At 72.5% G+C, this 15905-nt stretch carries 13 protein-coding genes; 3 read left to right on the forward strand and 10 right to left on the reverse strand.

Annotation, left to right across the window (positions count from 1 at the left end; translation table 11 throughout):
- Positions 1 to 2 precede the first annotated feature (2 nt).
- The 3 genes from NAEX_RS16320 to NAEX_RS16330 are packed head-to-tail and all read right to left on the reverse strand — an operon-like array spanning position 3 to position 3420.
- Positions 3 to 2138, reverse strand: coding sequence for a caspase family protein (locus NAEX_RS16320; protein ID WP_096328415.1), 2136 nt, complete (start codon positions 2136 to 2138; stop codon positions 3 to 5).
- On the reverse strand, positions 2135 to 2941 hold the full coding sequence (locus NAEX_RS16325; protein ID WP_096328416.1) for a hypothetical protein: 807 nt from the start codon (positions 2939 to 2941) through the stop codon (positions 2135 to 2137). The genes NAEX_RS16320 and NAEX_RS16325 overlap by 4 nt, the downstream gene beginning before the upstream one ends.
- Positions 2938 to 3420 (reverse strand): RNA polymerase sigma factor, encoded by a 483-nt coding sequence (locus NAEX_RS16330; protein ID WP_096328417.1) that lies wholly within the window; start codon positions 3418 to 3420, stop codon positions 2938 to 2940. Before NAEX_RS16330 ends, NAEX_RS16325 begins: the two co-directional genes overlap by 4 nt.
- Before the next feature lie 277 nt (positions 3421 to 3697).
- On the opposite strand from NAEX_RS16330, the gene NAEX_RS16335 reads away from it, so the two are divergent.
- Both NAEX_RS16335 and NAEX_RS16340 read left to right on the forward strand, forming a co-directional pair.
- Positions 3698 to 5032 carry a monooxygenase gene (locus NAEX_RS16335; RefSeq protein ID WP_096328418.1) on the forward strand — a complete coding sequence of 445 codons (1335 nt, stop codon included), beginning with the start codon at positions 3698 to 3700 and terminating at the stop codon, positions 5030 to 5032.
- A gap of 183 nt (positions 5033 to 5215) precedes the next feature.
- On the forward strand, positions 5216 to 7816 hold the full coding sequence (locus NAEX_RS16340; protein WP_170135771.1) for a serine/threonine-protein kinase: 2601 nt from the start codon (positions 5216 to 5218) through the stop codon (positions 7814 to 7816).
- 83 nt (positions 7817 to 7899) lie between these two features.
- On the opposite strand, the gene NAEX_RS16345 is transcribed toward NAEX_RS16340, so the two are convergent.
- The 5 genes from NAEX_RS16345 to NAEX_RS16365 all read right to left on the reverse strand — a co-directional run bounded on the left by NAEX_RS16345 (position 7900) and on the right by NAEX_RS16365 (position 13290).
- The gene (locus NAEX_RS16345) at positions 7900 to 9168 is read right to left on the reverse strand and encodes a hypothetical protein (RefSeq protein ID WP_100792991.1); all 1269 of its coding nucleotides are present in this window, start codon (positions 9166 to 9168) and stop codon (positions 7900 to 7902) included.
- A 75-nt stretch (positions 9169 to 9243) separates the two neighbouring features.
- Positions 9244 to 9810 (reverse strand): ankyrin repeat domain-containing protein, encoded by a 567-nt coding sequence (locus tag NAEX_RS16350; RefSeq protein ID WP_096328421.1) that lies wholly within the window; start codon positions 9808 to 9810, stop codon positions 9244 to 9246.
- Positions 9811 to 9815: 5 nt separating this feature from the next.
- A complete protein-coding gene (locus tag NAEX_RS16355) occupies positions 9816 to 11156 on the reverse strand; it encodes a serine/threonine protein kinase (protein WP_096328422.1) in 1341 nt (446 codons plus the stop codon).
- Between the two features lie 28 nt (positions 11157 to 11184).
- Positions 11185 to 12495 carry an MBL fold metallo-hydrolase gene (locus NAEX_RS16360; protein WP_096328423.1) on the reverse strand — a complete coding sequence of 437 codons (1311 nt, stop codon included), beginning with the start codon at positions 12493 to 12495 and terminating at the stop codon, positions 11185 to 11187.
- A 171-nt stretch (positions 12496 to 12666) separates the two neighbouring features.
- A complete protein-coding gene (locus NAEX_RS16365; RefSeq protein WP_170135772.1) occupies positions 12667 to 13290 on the reverse strand; it encodes a histidine phosphatase family protein in 624 nt (207 codons plus the stop codon).
- 137 nt (positions 13291 to 13427) lie between these two features.
- On the opposite strand from NAEX_RS16365, the gene NAEX_RS16370 reads away from it, so the two are divergent.
- Positions 13428 to 14147 (forward strand): helix-turn-helix domain-containing protein, encoded by a 720-nt coding sequence (locus NAEX_RS16370; protein WP_096328425.1) that lies wholly within the window; start codon positions 13428 to 13430, stop codon positions 14145 to 14147.
- 338 nt (positions 14148 to 14485) lie between these two features.
- On the opposite strand, the gene rnhA is transcribed toward NAEX_RS16370, so the two are convergent.
- Both rnhA and NAEX_RS16380 read right to left on the reverse strand, forming a co-directional pair.
- Complete coding sequence (rnhA, locus tag NAEX_RS16375) at positions 14486 to 15010, reverse strand: ribonuclease HI (protein WP_096328426.1); 525 nt, start codon at positions 15008 to 15010, stop codon at positions 14486 to 14488.
- A 41-nt stretch (positions 15011 to 15051) separates the two neighbouring features.
- On the reverse strand, positions 15052 to 15897 hold the full coding sequence (locus NAEX_RS16380; protein ID WP_096328427.1) for a hypothetical protein: 846 nt from the start codon (positions 15895 to 15897) through the stop codon (positions 15052 to 15054).
- Positions 15898 to 15905 lie beyond the last annotated feature (8 nt).

The following is a 15905-nucleotide window of genomic DNA, read 5'->3' on the forward strand; positions in this document are numbered from 1 at the left end:
GCTCACAGCTGCACGCCGAACACGAAGCCCGGCCACATCCGCATCTCGAGCCGGTCGAGCGGCTCACGGAAGACGACCCAGCCGTAGCCCATGCGCTTGCGCCCGCCTTCGAAGTCGAAGTCGACGTTGAGGGTCGGGCCGCCCCACACGGCGATCCGGCGCGTCGCCTGCCAGCCGAGGATGACCCGCAGGGTGCCGAGCAGCGAAGGGTTGGCGGTGAACTTGAATTGCGGGTGGGCCCAGTAGCTGCCGAGGTCGAGGTCCAGATAGAAGCTCTGCTTGATCGGGACGTGACCGCCGAAGCCGACGCCCGACATGAAGCCGCGGCCCTCGCCGGCCGGGTGGAGGCCGAGCGCCAGATACGAGTATGTGTATTTGGCGCGGAACTTGACCGCGAGGTTGAACGCCGCGAGGTCCGAGGTCCAGATGTCGGCGAACACGCCGCCCTTACGGGTCACGTTGATCACCCCGACCTGTGCGTCGGCCTCGTCGGCGTAGTTGATCACGCCGATCTGCGCCCCGCTGACCTTGCCGCCGGCGACGCCGATCACCCCGATCTGGGCCCCGCGCGCCTCGCGGGTGACGTTGATGGGGCCGACCTGCACGCCCGCGACCGAGCGGGCCCAGTTGGCGCCGCCGACCGCCTGGATCCCGCGCATGTGCCCGCGGACGACGTTGACGCCGGCGGCCGCCTGCACGCCCTGGGCGTCGCCGCCGGTGACGTTGAAGCCGGCCGCGCCCTGGACCCCGCGCACGTCGCCGCGGACGATGTTGGCGCCGGCGGTCGACTGGAAGCCCCGGACGTTGCCGCCGACGTAGTTGACCCCCGCCGACAGCTGGACGCCGCGCACGTTCTCGTCGACCCAGTTGGCGCCGCTCGACAGCTCGACGCCGTCGATCATCGCCGCGCGGCCGAGGATCAGGTTGAGCGAGAAGTGGTTGATGACCTTGCGCTGCTTCTCGATCTTGTTGGTCGTCAGCGGGTAGACGAAGCCGAACTGGATCGGCATGACGCGGTACTGCGACGGGTCGATCGGGACCTCGTCGCCGCGCATCGTGGTCATCTCGGCGCCGACCTGCGACAGCTCCGAGCGCGTCAATTCGTTCTGCACGCCCGGGCGCACGTCGACGGTGCCGCGCCACATCTTCGCGCCGTCGTCGATCACGATCGAGTAGCGCCCCGGCTCGAGCGCCAGCGACACCGCGCCGGCGCCGACGCCCTTGTACAGCTCGGCCGCCAGCCGGCCGTCGGCGTCGCGCACGTAGACCCGCCCGCCGACGCTCGAGTGGATGTCGAGCGTCGCGGTGGTCTCGCGCAGGTCGGTCATCACCAGGTCGCCGGTGCCGACCAGCTGGATGTCGTAGACCGGGTGCTGCGCCCGCCCCAGCGTCGTCTCGGTGCCCTTGAGCGTCTCGTCGAAGGCGAAGCGGTAGGCCTCGTGCAGCGTGACGCGACGGTCGCGGTTGACGTCGGCCGCGCCGCGCAGACCCGACACCAAATAATGCGTGAAGTAGGAGCCGCCGATCCGGTCCGACTCCTGCGCCGCCTCCTCGGCCGAGCTCGACGTCAGGAACGCGTGGCCCTGGATATTCGGGTCGCCGGTCGACAGCGGCGGCCGCATCTTCCCGCCCTTCAGCCGCACGAACGCGCCCGACGAGCACGAGTCGAGCAGGCCGAGCCGGACCTGAGCGTCGACCGCGTGGATGAGCCCGCGCAGCTTCGGGTAGTCGATCTGCGACGCCCCGAGGTGAACCCCGCGGTCGTCGGCGTGCCCCGAATAATAGAAGAGGAACTGCACGCGCTCGCCGGCGGCCCGGGCCTTGGCGACGCGATCCTGGGCCCAGCGGAAGCCGTCGAGGAACTGGGTCGGGCTCGGATCGATCAAGACGAAGGAGTCGCGCCGGTCGATGCCGCCGACCTCGGCGAGCACCCGCGACAGCCCCTTGGCGTCGCTGCCGGCGTAGCGCAGCTTGACCCGGCCGGGTCCGCCGTCGTTGGCGCCGACGATCAGCGCGATCCGCCGCGTCTGGACCTGCGGCACCGGCACCGCGGCCGCGTCGTCGTACACCGGCTCGCGCGGGGCGACGGTCAGCGCGCTGCTCAGGGTGAGCGCGGCGAGCGAGGTCAGCGTGATCATGGCGACACCTTCTCGACCAGGAACGAGGACTGGGCCCAGCTCGCCGGCAACGCCAGCGGCCGCGTCGGCGCGTCGGCGAACGGCGCCACCATCTTGAGCGCCGCGACCACCCGTGCGGCGTCGATCGGCGCGTTCGCGGTGACGAACACGAACCGCTCGAAGTTCGGCGCCGCGTCGAGCTCGTAGGCCTGCGCCAGACGGACCGCCCCGCCCTGGCGCAGCGCCGTCGAGCCGCCGGCCTCGGCCGGGAAGTGCAGCGTCACCACCCCGGCGCCGTCGAGCGAGGCCACCACCCCGTGCGTCGCCCCGGCCGCGACGTAGCTGACCTGAAGGACATCTCCGGCCCCGGCCCGCGCCGGCGCCCGCAGCTGCTCGGTCGCCTCGCCGACCTGGCGGTGGACCACCAGGTGCGAGGCCAGCCCCTTGATCCGAACATCGCCCCGGACGCCGTCGGGAGATTCCCCTTGAGACATGTCTCCGAAGACAGATGGCTCCGCCGTCGGCGCCTCGGGGTCGCCCGGGCGCAGCATCACGATCGCCACCGCCGCGGCCGCGGCCGCCGTCGGCAGGCCGAACCACCACGCCGCGTGGCGCTGGCGGTGCGCGCGGGCCTCGGCCCTCCGCTGACCGACCCGACGCCCGACCTCGGCGGCCACCGCCGCGGCCGGGTGCGCGGCCAGGATCGCCGCGTTCGAGGCCCGCAGCGCCGCCAGCTCGGCCTCGTCGATCACCCCCGCGCGCTCGCCGGCCGCGATCTCCTCGACGTGCAGCGCCGGTCGATTCCTCCTGCCCGTGTCGCTCATGCGGCCCCCTCTCGCGCCATCACGCCGGCGCGCAGCGTCCGGAGCCGCTTGCGGACCCCCGAGACCGACATCCCGACGCTCTCGGCGACCTCCTCGAGCGTCATGCCGTCGACCAGGTGCATCACCGCCATGGTCCCGGTCGACACCGGCTCGCGCGCGAACATCTTGTCGAGCACCACCCGCGCCACCCCGCGCGACTCGGCGTCGTCGAGCGCGGCGATCTCCGCCAGCAGCTCCGACTGCGGGTCCTCGGGCCGCCGCCTGCGCGAGCGGATCTTGTTGAGGCATACGTTGGTGGCGATCCGCCACAACAAGCTGCACGCGCCCTTGTCGACCAGGCGCTCGCGGTGCACCAGTAGTTGTACGAAGACATCGTGCATGGCATCCACCGCCTGCTGCTCGTCGCGCAGCAAGCTCCGGCAGCGGCGCAGGACCATCGGTCCGTGGCGCTTGTAGGTCTCCTCGACGTCGATGGCCATCAGCCCCCGCTCGCCTCGACCCTCCAACACCGCCCGCGGCCGGGCCCGTCACTGCATCGATGATTTTTTTTTGCCCCGTCGGGCGGGCGAGCGCGCGGAGCCGCGCCGACGTCGCCGCCCGCGCCCCGGCGCCCGCCCGGGCGAGCGCCTGTGAGGGACCGCCCAGCCCCCCCGTTCGCGCCGCGCGCCATGGCGGGATGATTGTCCAGGCGCACACCGCCTCGCAAGGGCGACGCAGGCGGTGACACTTCTGCGGCCGCGCGGTGTTCGAGGTCGCATGCTCCGTGACCTCCGCTATCTCACCCCGGCGCTCCTCGTGCTCGCGAGCGCGTGCAAGGACGAGGACCCGCCCCCCGCCGAAGAGACGATCACCTACTGGCAGGACGTCGCGCCGATCTTCTTCAAGAGCTGCGTCGGTTGTCACGCCGAGGGTGGCATCGCGCCGTTCCGCCTCGACAATTACGAAGACGCGAGCACCTGGGCCCAGTCGAGCGCCGCCGCCGTGGCCGCGCGGACCATGCCGCCGTGGCTGCTGACCGCCGACGGCAGCTGCGGCGAGCACCGCGGCTCGCTCGCGCTGTCGCAGGAGCAGATCGACACCATCACCGCGTGGGCCGACGCCGACGCGCCGGAGGGGGAGCCGCGCGACGACCTCGAGCCGGTGGAGCCGCCGCGGCTCGAGTCGGGCCTCGACCTCGTGACCCCCGAATTCGTGCCGAAGGCCGAGGGCGGCCCGCTGGCGGCCTTCGACGAGTACCGCTGCTTCCTCGTCGAGCCCGGCCTCGACCGCGACAAGTTCATCACCGGCTACGAGGTCATCCCGGGCAACCCGCAGCTCGTGCACCACGTGATCGCCATGCCGGTCGACCTCGACGCCGAGTCGTGGTTCGGCGACGGCAGCACCAACCGCGACGTCATCGAGAAGCTCGACGCCGAGAGCCCCGACCGCGACGGCTGGCCGTGCTTCAGCGCCGCCGGCGAGGGCGTCTCGGTCGAGCAGCAGCCGGTCACCTGGGCCCCCGGCATGGGCGTCGTCGACTACCCCGCCGGCACCGGCGTGCGGGTCCGCGACACCGACGTGTTCGTCGTGCAGATCCACTACAACCTCCACGACGGCCCCGACAGCACCGCCTCCGACAGCACGCAGGTGCGCCTGCGCCTCGAGGACTCGGTCGAGCGCGAGGGCGTGTTCCTGTTGGTCGACCACTTCATCGACACGCTGTTCGACGCCGAGCCCGCGTCGCTCCCGCCCGGCAAGCCCGACGCCCGCTACGAGTTCGAGGATGACATCGGCAACTGGCTGCTCACCGAGCTCGGCGCCGAGTCGCTCGAGGTCCACGGCATCTTCCCGCACATGCACGAGCGCGGCCGCAAGTGGCACGTCACCCTGGCCGACGACGCCGGCGAGCGGTGCATCGGCGACGTCCAGCGCTGGGACTTCGCCTGGCAGCTCTACTACTTCTTCACCACCCCGCCGCTGCTGACGCCGACGTCCCGCCTCAAGGTCACGTGCGAGTACGACACCTCCGCCGACAAGGAGCCCATCACGCCCGGCTGGGGCACCCAGAACGAGATGTGCCTGGCCGGCCTGTTCGTCGTGCCGCCGAAGTGACCGCAGGTGCGACACGATATGTGTCTCATCGGGCATGTCCCGCGGGACATGCATCACTAGAACATGATCTCGTCCGCCGCGCCCCGCACGCAGGGGCGCGAGTTCGAGCGCTCGGCCCAAGCGCACGCCTGCGAGCGACTCCCTGTGTCAGCCGCGACACGACCAGCGTTTATACTCGGGTGCTTGTCGGACTCGGCCGACGACACCATCCGCGCGGGCTCGCTGGCGCAGGCGGCGGACCTGACGGAGACGGCGCTGGCGGCCACGCTCGGCGCCACCAGGACGGACGAGGCGCAGCTCGAGCTCGCCTCGGGCGAGGCCGTCGATCGCTACATCGTGCTCGCGCGGCTCGGGGCCGGCGGCATGGGGGTCGTCTACGCCGCCTACGACCCCGAGCTCGACCGCAAGGTCGCGCTCAAGCTGCTGCGCGCGCGCGCCGACGAGGCCGACGCGCGCGCCCGCCTGCTGCGCGAGGCCCAGGCGATGGCCCGGCTGCAGCACCCCAACGTGGTCGCGGTGTTCGACGTCGGGGCCTTCCGCGGCCACGTGTGGCTGGCGATGGAGTTCGTCGAGGGGCAGGCGCTGTCGTCCTGGTCGGCGGCGACGCGCCGCAACTGGCGCGAGGTCCTCGACGTCCTGTGCGCGGCCGGTCGCGGCCTGGCGGCGGCGCACGCGGCCGGGCTCGTACACCGCGACGTCAAGCCCGACAACATCATGGTCGGCAGCGACGGTCGCGTGCGCCTGATGGACTTCGGCCTCGCGCGCAGCGGCGCCGCCGATCTCGCGCCCGCGAAGGTCTCGCCCGAGGACGTCCCGAAGAGCCTCGTCGCCACCAACGTCGGCGCGATCCTCGGCACCCCGGCTTACATGGCGCCGGAGCAGTTCGCCGGCCTGCCCGCCGACGCGCGCACCGATCAGTTCGGCTGGTGCGCGACCTGCTGGGAGGCGCTCTACGGCCAGCGGCCGTTCGCCGGCGACAGCCTGATCGACCTCGCGGTCGCCGTCAGCGGCGGCGCCCTGCGACCGCCGCCGCCGACCGCCCCGCGCTGGCTGCGACGGGCGCTCGAGCGCGGCCTTCAGCCCGACCCGCGGGCCCGCTTCGCCGGCATGGACGAGCTGCTCGCCGAGCTCGCGCACGGCCAGGGTCGCGCGCGTCGCTGGAAGCAGGGCGTTGCGCTGGCGATCGGTTTGCTCGGGTGCGCCGGGCTCTACGGCGCCCGCGAGCTCCGACGCGCCGAGGTCGTCGCCGCCTGCGAGCAGGCCGGCACGGCGGTCGAGCAGGTGTGGAACGACGACGTGCGGGCCCGGCTCGCGTCCGTCTTCATCCGCACCGACCCGCTGCTCGGCGCCGTCACGGCCGACCACAGCGCCGAGTGGCTCGACCGCTTCGCCGCCGACTGGAAGGACACCCGCCTCTCCGTCTGCCGCGCCGCCACCATCGACCACACGCACGCCCTCGAGCTCGCGGCCGGCCAGGCCGCCTGCCTCGACGAGCGCCGCATCGACCTCGAGGCGGTCGTCGGCGTGCTGGTCGAGGCCGACGCCGAGGTCGTGCAGCGCGCCCCCTACCTCGCGTCCGGCCTGGTGCCGGCGTCGACCTGCCTGCGCGAGGTCCGGAGCCCGCGCCCCGTCGACCTGTCCCATGAGTCAGCTCTCGGCATGCACCCGCTCGCGCTGCGCCGGCGGCTGGTCCGCGCCGCCGCGCTCGAGGACTCGGGCAAGTTCGCCGAGGGCCTGGCCGCCGCGCGCGACGTGCTGCACGAGGCCGAGCGCTTCGGCCTGCAGGCCGTGCGCGCCGAGGCGCAGATGCGGATCGGCAACCTCCACGAGCGCCTCGGCGACGCCGCCGCGGCCGAGCGCGCGCTCGAGGAGGCGGTGTGGATCGCCACCGGCGAGGGCCACGACGAGCTCGTCGCCGAGGCCGCGTCGATGCTCGCCTTCACCGTCAGCTTCCGCGCCGGTCGCCACGACGACGCCCTCCGCTGGGCCCGCCTCAGCCGGGCCGCGCTGCGCCGCCTCGGCGCCGAGGACTCGCTGCGGGCCGCGCGGCTGCACAGCGTCCTCGGCACCGTCTACCGCCTGCGCGGCGACCTCGACGCCGCCCGCGAGCACTCCGAGCACGCCCTGGCCCTGCGCGAGGCCCTCCTCGGCCCCGAGCACCCCGACGTCGCCCGCGCGCTCAACACCCTCGGCAACGTCGCCCTGGCCCGCGGCGAGTACGAGGAGGCCGTGCGCCACCACGAGCGCGCCCTGGCGATCCGCGGCAAGGCCTACGGCGTCGACAGCCACGACGTCGCCACCTCGATGAAGAACCTCGGCGACGCCCACCTCGCCCACGGCGCCCTCGACACCGCTTTCCTGTTCCACAACGACGCCCTGGCCCTGCGCGAGCGCCTGCTCGGCCCCGACCACCCCGACGTCGCGGCGGCGCTGATCGACCTCGGCCGCACGCACATGGCCCGCGGCGCCGTCGCGGCCGCGCGCGACGCGTTCACCCGCGCCGCCGAGCTGCGCGAGCGGATCTCCGCGACCTCCGGGGCCCGCGCCGAGGCCTGGACCCTCGTGGGCGAGGCGACGCTGGCCCTCGGCGACCCGGTCCGCGCCGCCGCGGTGCTCGGCCGCGCGCTCGAGCTGCACGGCGAGGTCGGCCCACCCTCCGAACAGCGCGCCGCCACCCTCGCCGCCCTCGCCCAGGCCCTCCGCGCCCAGGGCCTCGCCGCCCGCGCCGACGCCATGGCCCGCGCCGCCGACGACGAAGCCGCCCGCGCCCACCGACACAAGTGAATCATTTAAAAGGACATGTTGAAGAGGACATGCTCTACCGAACAGATCCTCTTCGACATCCCCCGTCTCCGGGCAGCCCTCGCTCAATTAAACCCCTCCTCGATGATCCAGCGGAAGCCGCGGGTCACCAGCGGCGCGTGCTCGGTGTCGAGGCGCTGCAGTCGCACCATCGCCGTCCCGCCGGCGATGGGGCCGCGGAGGACCATCTCGTCGGCGGCAGGTCGCTCGAGCGCCAGCACGTGCGTCGCGGCCGGCTCGGCCATGCGCGTCAGCGTCAGCGTCCCGGCCGCCTCGTCGTGCGCCACGGCGAAGCCGGTCCGCTGGCCGCGCATGCCCCGGACCATGGCGACCGGATACGGCAGGATCACGAGCTGTCGCCAGCGGATCTCGTCGTGCTGCGACCACGGGCGGACCTGCCCGTCGTGGACGAACTCCACCACCTCCCACGCGCCCGCCAGCGGCCCGGGCTCGGGCTCCGGCGCGGCTTGACGGATCGCCAGCTTCACCGGCGTCTCGAGGACGCTGACGAACACGACCGCCTTGAGCACGACCCGGGCGATCCGCATGCGCCGGCCGAGCGCGAGCGACGGATCGCCGAGCGCGGCCGGTCGTCCGCGCACGAACAGATCGATCAGCGCCCGGGCGTCGTGGGCCGCCAGGAACAGCGCCATCGCCAGGAACAGCGACGAGTAGATCTTGACCGGCACGTCGAAGCAAAAGTTGAGCACCACTACGTGCGCCATCACGCCGGCCGTGACGAGCGCCCCGAGCGTGGCCGTGCGACGCCACAGCAGCAGCGCCCCGCCGATCACCTCGGCCATCCCCGTGAACCCCATGTAAAACCGCGAGAAGCCCATGAACGACCACAGCAGGCCGCCGGGCGACGATTCGCCGTAGGTCCGCGACAGATGCACCGGACCGAGCGGCTCCATCTGCGCCCCGAACACTTTGATAAAGCCGTAGGACAGCATCATCATCGCCAGGCCGTAACGGACGACGATCCGCAGCCAGGCGTACTGCGCCGGAAACAGCAGCCGGCGGTGCGGCAGCGTCGCCCACGCGATTGCGCCGACCGCCGCGAGCACGACGTACCAGAATTGCTGCACGTAGTTCCAGGTCATGTCGCTGCTGCCGGCGATCTCCATCGAGATCGGCTCCGCGATCCCGAGCGCCGCGTTGCCGAGGATCGGCATCAACTTCGTCCACAGCATCAGCCACAACATCCCGAACCAGTCGTCGATCAGCGGGACCGACAGCAGCATCAGGGGCACGAGGTTCAGGCAGAAATACAGGCCGAGGAACGACAGCCCGAACCGCCGCGCCAGACTCCAGCGCCCATCGTCTTCGACCATGCAGCCGACGTCTCCGGACCGCCACGACAGCGCCGCCGCGCTCGAGTTCCGCACAATTGATTGTTTTCGGCGGCTTTACGTCGCGGACCTCGCGGTGTCTGCGCAGACCGCTCCGGTCGTCCGGCGTATCCTCGTTCCCATGACCGAGGCCGAACTGATCCTGGACCGCATCGACCAGCGCGCGTACGAGGCCGGGCTCCAGCCGGCCGAACCGGCGCACACCGTGCGCGTCTGGCAGGTCGCGCCGATCCGCACCGAGTGGACCGCCGTTCTACCCGTCGCGCCGGGCCACGAGGACGAGGTCCGGGCCCGCGACTTCGTCGGCAGCAGCTCGACCAGCATCGGCACCACGTCGCGGCTGCGCCGCGCGGCCCTGGCCGCCGCCAGCACCGAGCGACCGCTCGGGGTCCGGTCCGCGGGTCCACGCCTTGCTCGATCAGGAACCGGACCACGCGGTGGGCCCCCGAACTCCGCCGCCCGGTGGATCGGCGTCTCGTAGCCCGTCGTCGCGTGGATGTCCGCGCCGTATTCCATCAGCAGCGCGATCAGCTCGACGTTGTTGTGGGTGACCGCGGCCAGCGTGTACCACAAATCGTCGATTTGCTCGATCAGGCGCATCAGCGCGGCCTGCTTTTCATTCATGTCTTTCAGGCCAGGTATTCGGGTGTGCCCACGCCGCCGAAGCGGGTCGCCAGCGTGCGGACGAACGCGGCCAGCCACGGCTGCATCGCGTCGAGTTCGCGCTCGATCGTCCTCTTCGTCACCACCACCAGCTCGCTGTCGGTGAGCGCGACCACGCTGGCGGTGCGCGGCGAGGCGGCGAAGATCGCCGTCTCGCCGAACACGTCGCCGGGCCCGAGCTGGCGCAGCACCACCTTGCCCTGCCCGACATTTTTGAACACCTGCAGCTTGCCGGCGCGGACGATGTAGGCCGCCTCGCCGACCTCGCCCTCGCGGATGACGAGCTCGCCGGCGGCGACGCTGGTGACCGCGAAGTTGCCGCCGCCGCGCAGGAGCGCCTTGATGTCTTCGATGAGGTCGTCGACGCGGGGGTAGCGGTCGTCGGGCTTGACCGCCAGCGCCTTCATGCAGATCCGCACCAGCTCGGGCGGGAAGCTGACCTCGGGGCCGACCACGACGTCGGGCGGGGTGACCTCGCCGCGCTGCGCCAGCTTCAGCACGCGCTTGGGGTCGGGGTCCTGGTAGAGCGGGCGGCCGGTCAGCAGCTCGAACAGCAGGCCGCCGAGCAGGAACACGTCGGAGCGCTCGTCGAGCGACTTGCGGCGGCCCATCGCCTGCTCGGGCGACATGTACTCGGGCGTGCCCCAGACGATGTTGTCGGCCTCCTCGGGCCGCAGCGGCGGCAGGCTCTCGCGCGCCCAGGTGCCCTCGCTGCCGGGCCGCGGCGGCAGCAGGAACGCGTTGCCCCAGTCCATCACGAACACCTGGCCGTAGGGGCCGACCATGATGTTGGCGGTCTTGATGTCGCAGTGGAGCACGCCGCGGCTGTGGGCGAACGCGACGCCGTCGCACACCTTGACGAACGCGTCGAGGCGGCGCTGCAGTTGGTCGGGCGTGCGGGCCGGGCGGCCGTTGATCAGCGAGTACAGCGAGCGGCCCTCGATCAGCTTCATGGTGAAGAAGATCCCGCCCTCGGGGTCGCGGCCGAGCTCGTAGATCGGCGCGATGTTGGGGTGGTCGAGCTGGCCCGAGACCTGGGCCTCGCGGATGAACGCGTGGACCAGCAGGTAATAGTTGTACGAGCCGGCCTGCAGGGTCTTGAGCGCCATGCGGCGCTGCAGCGACTTGTCGAACGCGACCCTGACCGAGCCGACGCCGCCGGCCGCGATGACGTCGCCGATCCGGAGGTGGTTCATCGCCGCCGGCAGCACCGACTGGACCAGCGCGCGGGTGCGAGCGTCGAGCGTGATCACCTCGCCGTCGAGCCCGACGACGGTGATCGGGACGTCCAGGGTCTCCTCGATCATCGCGCCTCACCCTATCACGCGACCGCGCTCATCGCATCCGCTGCAGCTGGTACCGCAGCTGCCGCAGACCGCCGCGCATGCGAGCCCGCAGGTGCCCGAGGTTGCGCCGCGTCAGCAGTAGCCGCGGCCGCAGGTAGACCTCGGCGTTGAACATCGACAGGAGGATCCGGTGGCGGCGCCAGGTCTTCAGGCCGCGCCGCACCACCAGCCGCGCCGACACCCCCAGCGTCTGCAGCCCGAACGGCTGCGTCAGCGCGAACAGGAGCGGCTGCCCGCACACCTCGACGTCGACGGCGGCGCCCGTGACCGGCTCGCAGCGGCCGCGCGCGAGGTCGAGGCGCAACGTGACCTCGAGGTCGCGCACGCGGATCGTGACGGGCCCCAGCCACGCGCGCAGCAGCCACGCCGGGTAGTGCTCGGCGAGGCGGGCGGCCAGCGCCTCGGCGGCGGCGACCAGGGCCGACAGCTCGACCGGGGCCGGCGGGTCGAGCGGGGCCGCGTTCGCGCGGGCGAAGGCCTCGTCCCAGAGCTGCAGCGCCGGCCGCGAGTCCCACGCGCGCCCGACCTCGTAGACGTCGCCCGGCGCGAGCACGTCGAGGCGCAGCCCGAGGTGCTCGAACGCCGCCGCGACCCGCCGCGGCGGGTTGGCGTACGCGTTCATGTACGCGTTGTCCTCGCACGAGAAGCGGACGAAGCTGGCGATCGGGATCGTCGTCTCGGCGCCGAGGTCGCGATGGTTGGCGATCATGCTGTCGACGATCGCCCGGGCCTTCCACGGCAGTCGCTCGTCGCGGTCGGCCTCGCCGCCGTAGCCCGCCAGCGAGAACTGGTTCAGCACCACCTGCGCCGGCCCGAGGTCGCCGCGGATCAGCCGGCAGTCGGCGGCGTCGGCCTCGGCGTCGTTGACGTTCACGAGACATGTCCCGTCGGCCATGACCGCAAGGACAGAGTCCATCTGGCCGACCTGGTAGCAGTAGACCTGCAGCCCCGGCCGCAGGTCGACCAGCGCGCGGTGCGGCAGCAGGCGGACGTCGGCGAAGCCGAGGCGGGCGAACGCCTGCGGCATCTTGTCGGTCGGCATCTGCTGGAACAGCACCGTCACCCGCCGCTTGAACGCCGCCGGCAGGTCGCGCAGCGTCGGCAGGTGGAAGTGGTCGGGGTGCTCGTGCGAGACCCAGAGGTAGTCGACCTGCTCGAGCAGCGCCGCGTCCCACGCCGGCGGCACCAGCAGCGACCACGAATTATTGAAGACCTTGCCGCCGAGCCAGGGGTCGGTCCAGATCGTCGCGCCGCCGGCCTCGATCAGCAGCGACGCGTGGGCCACCAGTCGCAGCTTCATCGCCGGACCTCGCGCGCTCTTCGTCCGCCGACGTGATCGGTCGATCGCACGACGATGCTCGACGCGAACACGAACTCAGGCCGCTGCATGCCCGTCCTCGCTCGCGATCACGGTAGCAAGCGGTCTCGTCCCTGCCAACCGCGGCCCGCGGCCCGCCGAGGGCTTCGGACCTCACCCGCCGAGATCGAGCTCGCCGAGGTGGTCGGTGGCATTCTGGACATGGATGTCCCATCGGCCATCCGGGCGGTGGCGCAGGCGATAGACCCCGGCCAGCGAGACCGGCAGCGCGATCGCCTCGGCGTGGGGCATGCCGGTGAGCGCGGCGATCACCGCCTTGATCACGCCCTTGTGCAGCACCGCGGCCACGCGCGGGCTCGCGGGCGTGGCCAGGACCCGGAGCGCGCCCGCTTGCACGCGGTCCCAGAACGCCTGGCGCGACTCGCCGCCGGGGTAGGTGAAGGCCAGGCCCTCGGCGAGGTAGCGGCCGTGGCCGCTCGGGTCGCGCGCGGCGACCTCCTCGAAGGTGAGGCCCTCCCACGCGCCGAAGTCGACCTCGGCGAACTCGGGCACCACCGTGACCGGCGGGGGCGGGCGCTGGCCGCCGGCCACCAGCGCCGCCGCGACCCGCGAGCGCTGGAGCGGCGACGCCAGCACCGCCGCAAAGCCGGGCTCGCCCGCCAGCGCGGCCGCCACGCGCTCGATCTGCCGGAGCCCGAGCGACGACAGCGCCACGTCCGTGGCCCCGTGGAGGCGGATCGACGACTGGCCCTCGGTCTCGCCGTGGCGGACCAGCACGAGCTCGGCCGGGGATGACGACGCGGGACGCAGGCGGCCTGGGGCTTACGCGAGGTCCGCGGGTCCGTCAACGGCCCGGGCGTGCAACCACCGCGCTTGCGGACGCGCCGCCCTCTGACATATAACGAACCCGCGAAATGGCCTCACGAACGCCACGGCGCCCGGCTTCGGAGGCTGTTCCCGCTGCGAGCGCCCCGCGCCCGGCGGGGGCCGAGAGCGCGCGGTCCGAGCCCGAGTCGGGCGGCCGCTCGACCGAGCCGGCGTCGGAGATCGCGCTGCTCGGCGAGGGCGACATCGGCGCGGCCGAGCTGACGCGCCGGCTGGCCGACAACATCCGCACGCTCCGCAAGGCCCGCGGCTACTCGCTCGACGACATGGCCCGAAGGTCAGGCGTCTCGCGGGCCAGCCTGTCGCAGGTCGAGACCGCCAAGACCAACCCGACGATCGCCATCCTGTGGAAGATCGCCGCCGGCCTCGAGGTCCCGTTCTCGTCCCTGCTCGGCGCCGACAAGACCGAGCGCGTCAGCGTGCTCCGCCGCCCCGACCAGCGGGTCCTCCGCTCGGCCGACGGCCAGCTCGAGAGCCGCCCGCTCACCCCCGCCGGCACCCTCGGCGGCGTCGAGGTCTACGAGCTGCGCCTCGCCCCCCGCGCCGTCCACAGCTCCGAGCCCCACGCCCCGGGCACCGGCGAGAGCGTCACCGTCCTGGTCGGCCAGCTCCGCCTGCGCGTCGCCGAGGAGGTCCACGACCTCGCCGCCGGCGACACCGCCAGCTTCGCCGCCGACGTCCCGCACAGCTACGAGAACCCGGGCCGCACCCACACGCTGGTCCACAACGTGATCGTCTACCAGCGCTGAGGCGCCGCGCGGCGGGACGCCGAGCCCGCCAGGAGCGGCGAGCTCCGACCCGTCCTTCGAGGCAGCCCGTCCCCGCGCGCAAAGCCTCGCCCAGCGCGACGCGCTGCCGCCCGCAGCCGACCTGTCCTCCTGGACAGGCGCCCCTCCAGGCCGATGCCTCGCTCCCGGTCCTGCGGCCCGCTCGCCGTCAACCCGTCTTCCTAAACAGGTACTTCACAGGGCCGGGGCCCCGCTCCTGGCCCACGCCGCCCGCTCGCCGACCTGTCCTTTCAAACAGTCATTCTCCGCGGCCCCGCGCTCCCCGTCGTGCGGGGCCCGCCGCCCTTCACCGCAGCGCCTCAGCGCTTGACCGCGAGGCTCGGCGCGTCGCCCACCGAGATCCTGTCCTTCGGGGCATACCCGCTGCGCGCCGCGTCGCGCGCGGCGACGGCCAGCCGGTCGCAGCGCTCGTTCTCGGGGTGGCCGCTGTGGCCGCGGACCCAGTGGAAGCGGATCTTGTGGGTCGCGAGGAAGCCGTCGAGCGCCTGCCACAGGTCCTGGTTCTTGACCGGCTGGCGGTCCGCCGTGCGCCAGCCGGCGCGCTTCCACCCGGGCAGCCACTCGGACATGCCCTTCAAGACGTATTGCGAGTCGGAGTAGAGGTCGACGGTCATCGGCCGGCGCAGCGCGGTGAGGCCGCGGATGACCGCCATCAGCTCCATCCGGTTGTTGGTCGTGTGCGGCTCGCCGCCCGACTCCTCGCGCTGCTTGGCGCTGGCCGGGTGGATCAGCACGTACGCCCAGCCGCCCGGGCCGGGGTTCCCGGCGCAGGCGCCGTCGGTATACAAGAGGACATACGCGAGACGCGGGTCGTCCGGTTGCATCGGCGCCGCAACCTACCCGACCCGCGCCCCGCTGCCAACCTCTACAGATCGAAGCCGCAGCACTCCGCGGCCGCCTGAGACTGCTGCTCGAGCTCCAGGGCGCAGAAGTCGGCCGGCGCCGGGCACTCGCCCTGGGGCATGTTGTCGACCAGGCAGGTGCAGGTGTCGCCCTCGCACTTGAACTCGACGATCCCCTCGGGGCACTCCTCGCCGATCGAGCAGTTGTCGCCGCCGTCGCTAGAGCCGAAGCCGGCGCACTCGTCGGGGTTCTCGCAGGTCATGTCCACGGCGTCGAACTCGTCCTGACAGGGCCCGAACTCCTCGTCCTCGAACGCCTTCAACAGCTCGTCGCACGTCATCTCGCCGATACACGAGTTGAACGCGACCGTGACGTCGAGGCAACCCTCGCCGCTGCCGAGCGCGCCCGCGCAGTCGCCCTTGCACGCGTCGACGCTGGGGAACGGCGGCATCGGGAAGCACTCGAAGAACTTCTCGCAGGCCGACATGCAGGCCGCGTCGAGCTCGGGCGGGACCGGCCCGCCGGTCTCGGTGTCGGTGTCGACCGGCATCGTCGTGGTCTCGTCGACGCTCGTCGTCTCGACGGTCGTGTCGCCGCCCATCGTGTCGGTGCCGGCCGTCTCGGTCGCGGCCTCGGTCGCGCTCTCGGTCCCGGTCGCGCTGCCCTCGGTCGGCGTGCCGGTCGTCGGCGTGTTCGTGGTCGTCTCGGTGCCCGTCCCCTCGGTGCTCGGCTCGGTCGCGGTGCTCGGCTCGGTCGCGGTGCCGGTGGTGCTGTCGGTCTCGTTCTCCTTCTCGGGGCACGCCGCCAGCGTCAGCGTGCAGGTGGCGAGGAGGAGCGCGCGAAGGTCGGGGTGAAGCGTAAGGCTCATGCGGCGAA

The sequence above is a fragment of the Nannocystis exedens genome (assembly GCF_002343915.1).
Classification (GTDB): Bacteria; Myxococcota_A; Polyangia; order Nannocystales; family Nannocystaceae; genus Nannocystis; species Nannocystis exedens.

Bases quoted from the DNA above. Each gene is read 5' to 3' on its own strand.
- NAEX_RS16320 (WP_096328415.1), bottom strand. From the start codon at position 2,138: ATGATCACGCTGACCTCGCTCGCCGCGCTCACCCTGAGCAGCGCGCTG.
- NAEX_RS16325 (WP_096328416.1), bottom strand. From the start codon at position 2,941: ATGAGCGACACGGGCAGGAGGAATCGACCGGCGCTGCACGTCGAGGAG.
- NAEX_RS16330 (WP_096328417.1), bottom strand. From the start codon at position 3,420: ATGGCCATCGACGTCGAGGAGACCTACAAGCGCCACGGACCGATGGTC.
- NAEX_RS16335 (WP_096328418.1), top strand. From the start codon at position 3,698: ATGCTCCGTGACCTCCGCTATCTCACCCCGGCGCTCCTCGTGCTCGCG.
- NAEX_RS16345 (WP_100792991.1), bottom strand. From the start codon at position 9,168: ATGGTCGAAGACGATGGGCGCTGGAGTCTGGCGCGGCGGTTCGGGCTG.
- NAEX_RS16350 (WP_096328421.1), bottom strand. From the start codon at position 9,810: ATGAATGAAAAGCAGGCCGCGCTGATGCGCCTGATCGAGCAAATCGAC.
- NAEX_RS16355 (WP_096328422.1), bottom strand. From the start codon at position 11,156: ATGATCGAGGAGACCCTGGACGTCCCGATCACCGTCGTCGGGCTCGAC.
- NAEX_RS16360 (WP_096328423.1), bottom strand. From the start codon at position 12,495: ATGAAGCTGCGACTGGTGGCCCACGCGTCGCTGCTGATCGAGGCCGGC.
- NAEX_RS16370 (WP_096328425.1), top strand. From the start codon at position 13,428: ATGGCCTCACGAACGCCACGGCGCCCGGCTTCGGAGGCTGTTCCCGCT.
- rnhA (WP_096328426.1), bottom strand. From the start codon at position 15,010: ATGCAACCGGACGACCCGCGTCTCGCGTATGTCCTCTTGTATACCGAC.
- NAEX_RS16380 (WP_096328427.1), bottom strand. From the start codon at position 15,897: ATGAGCCTTACGCTTCACCCCGACCTTCGCGCGCTCCTCCTCGCCACC.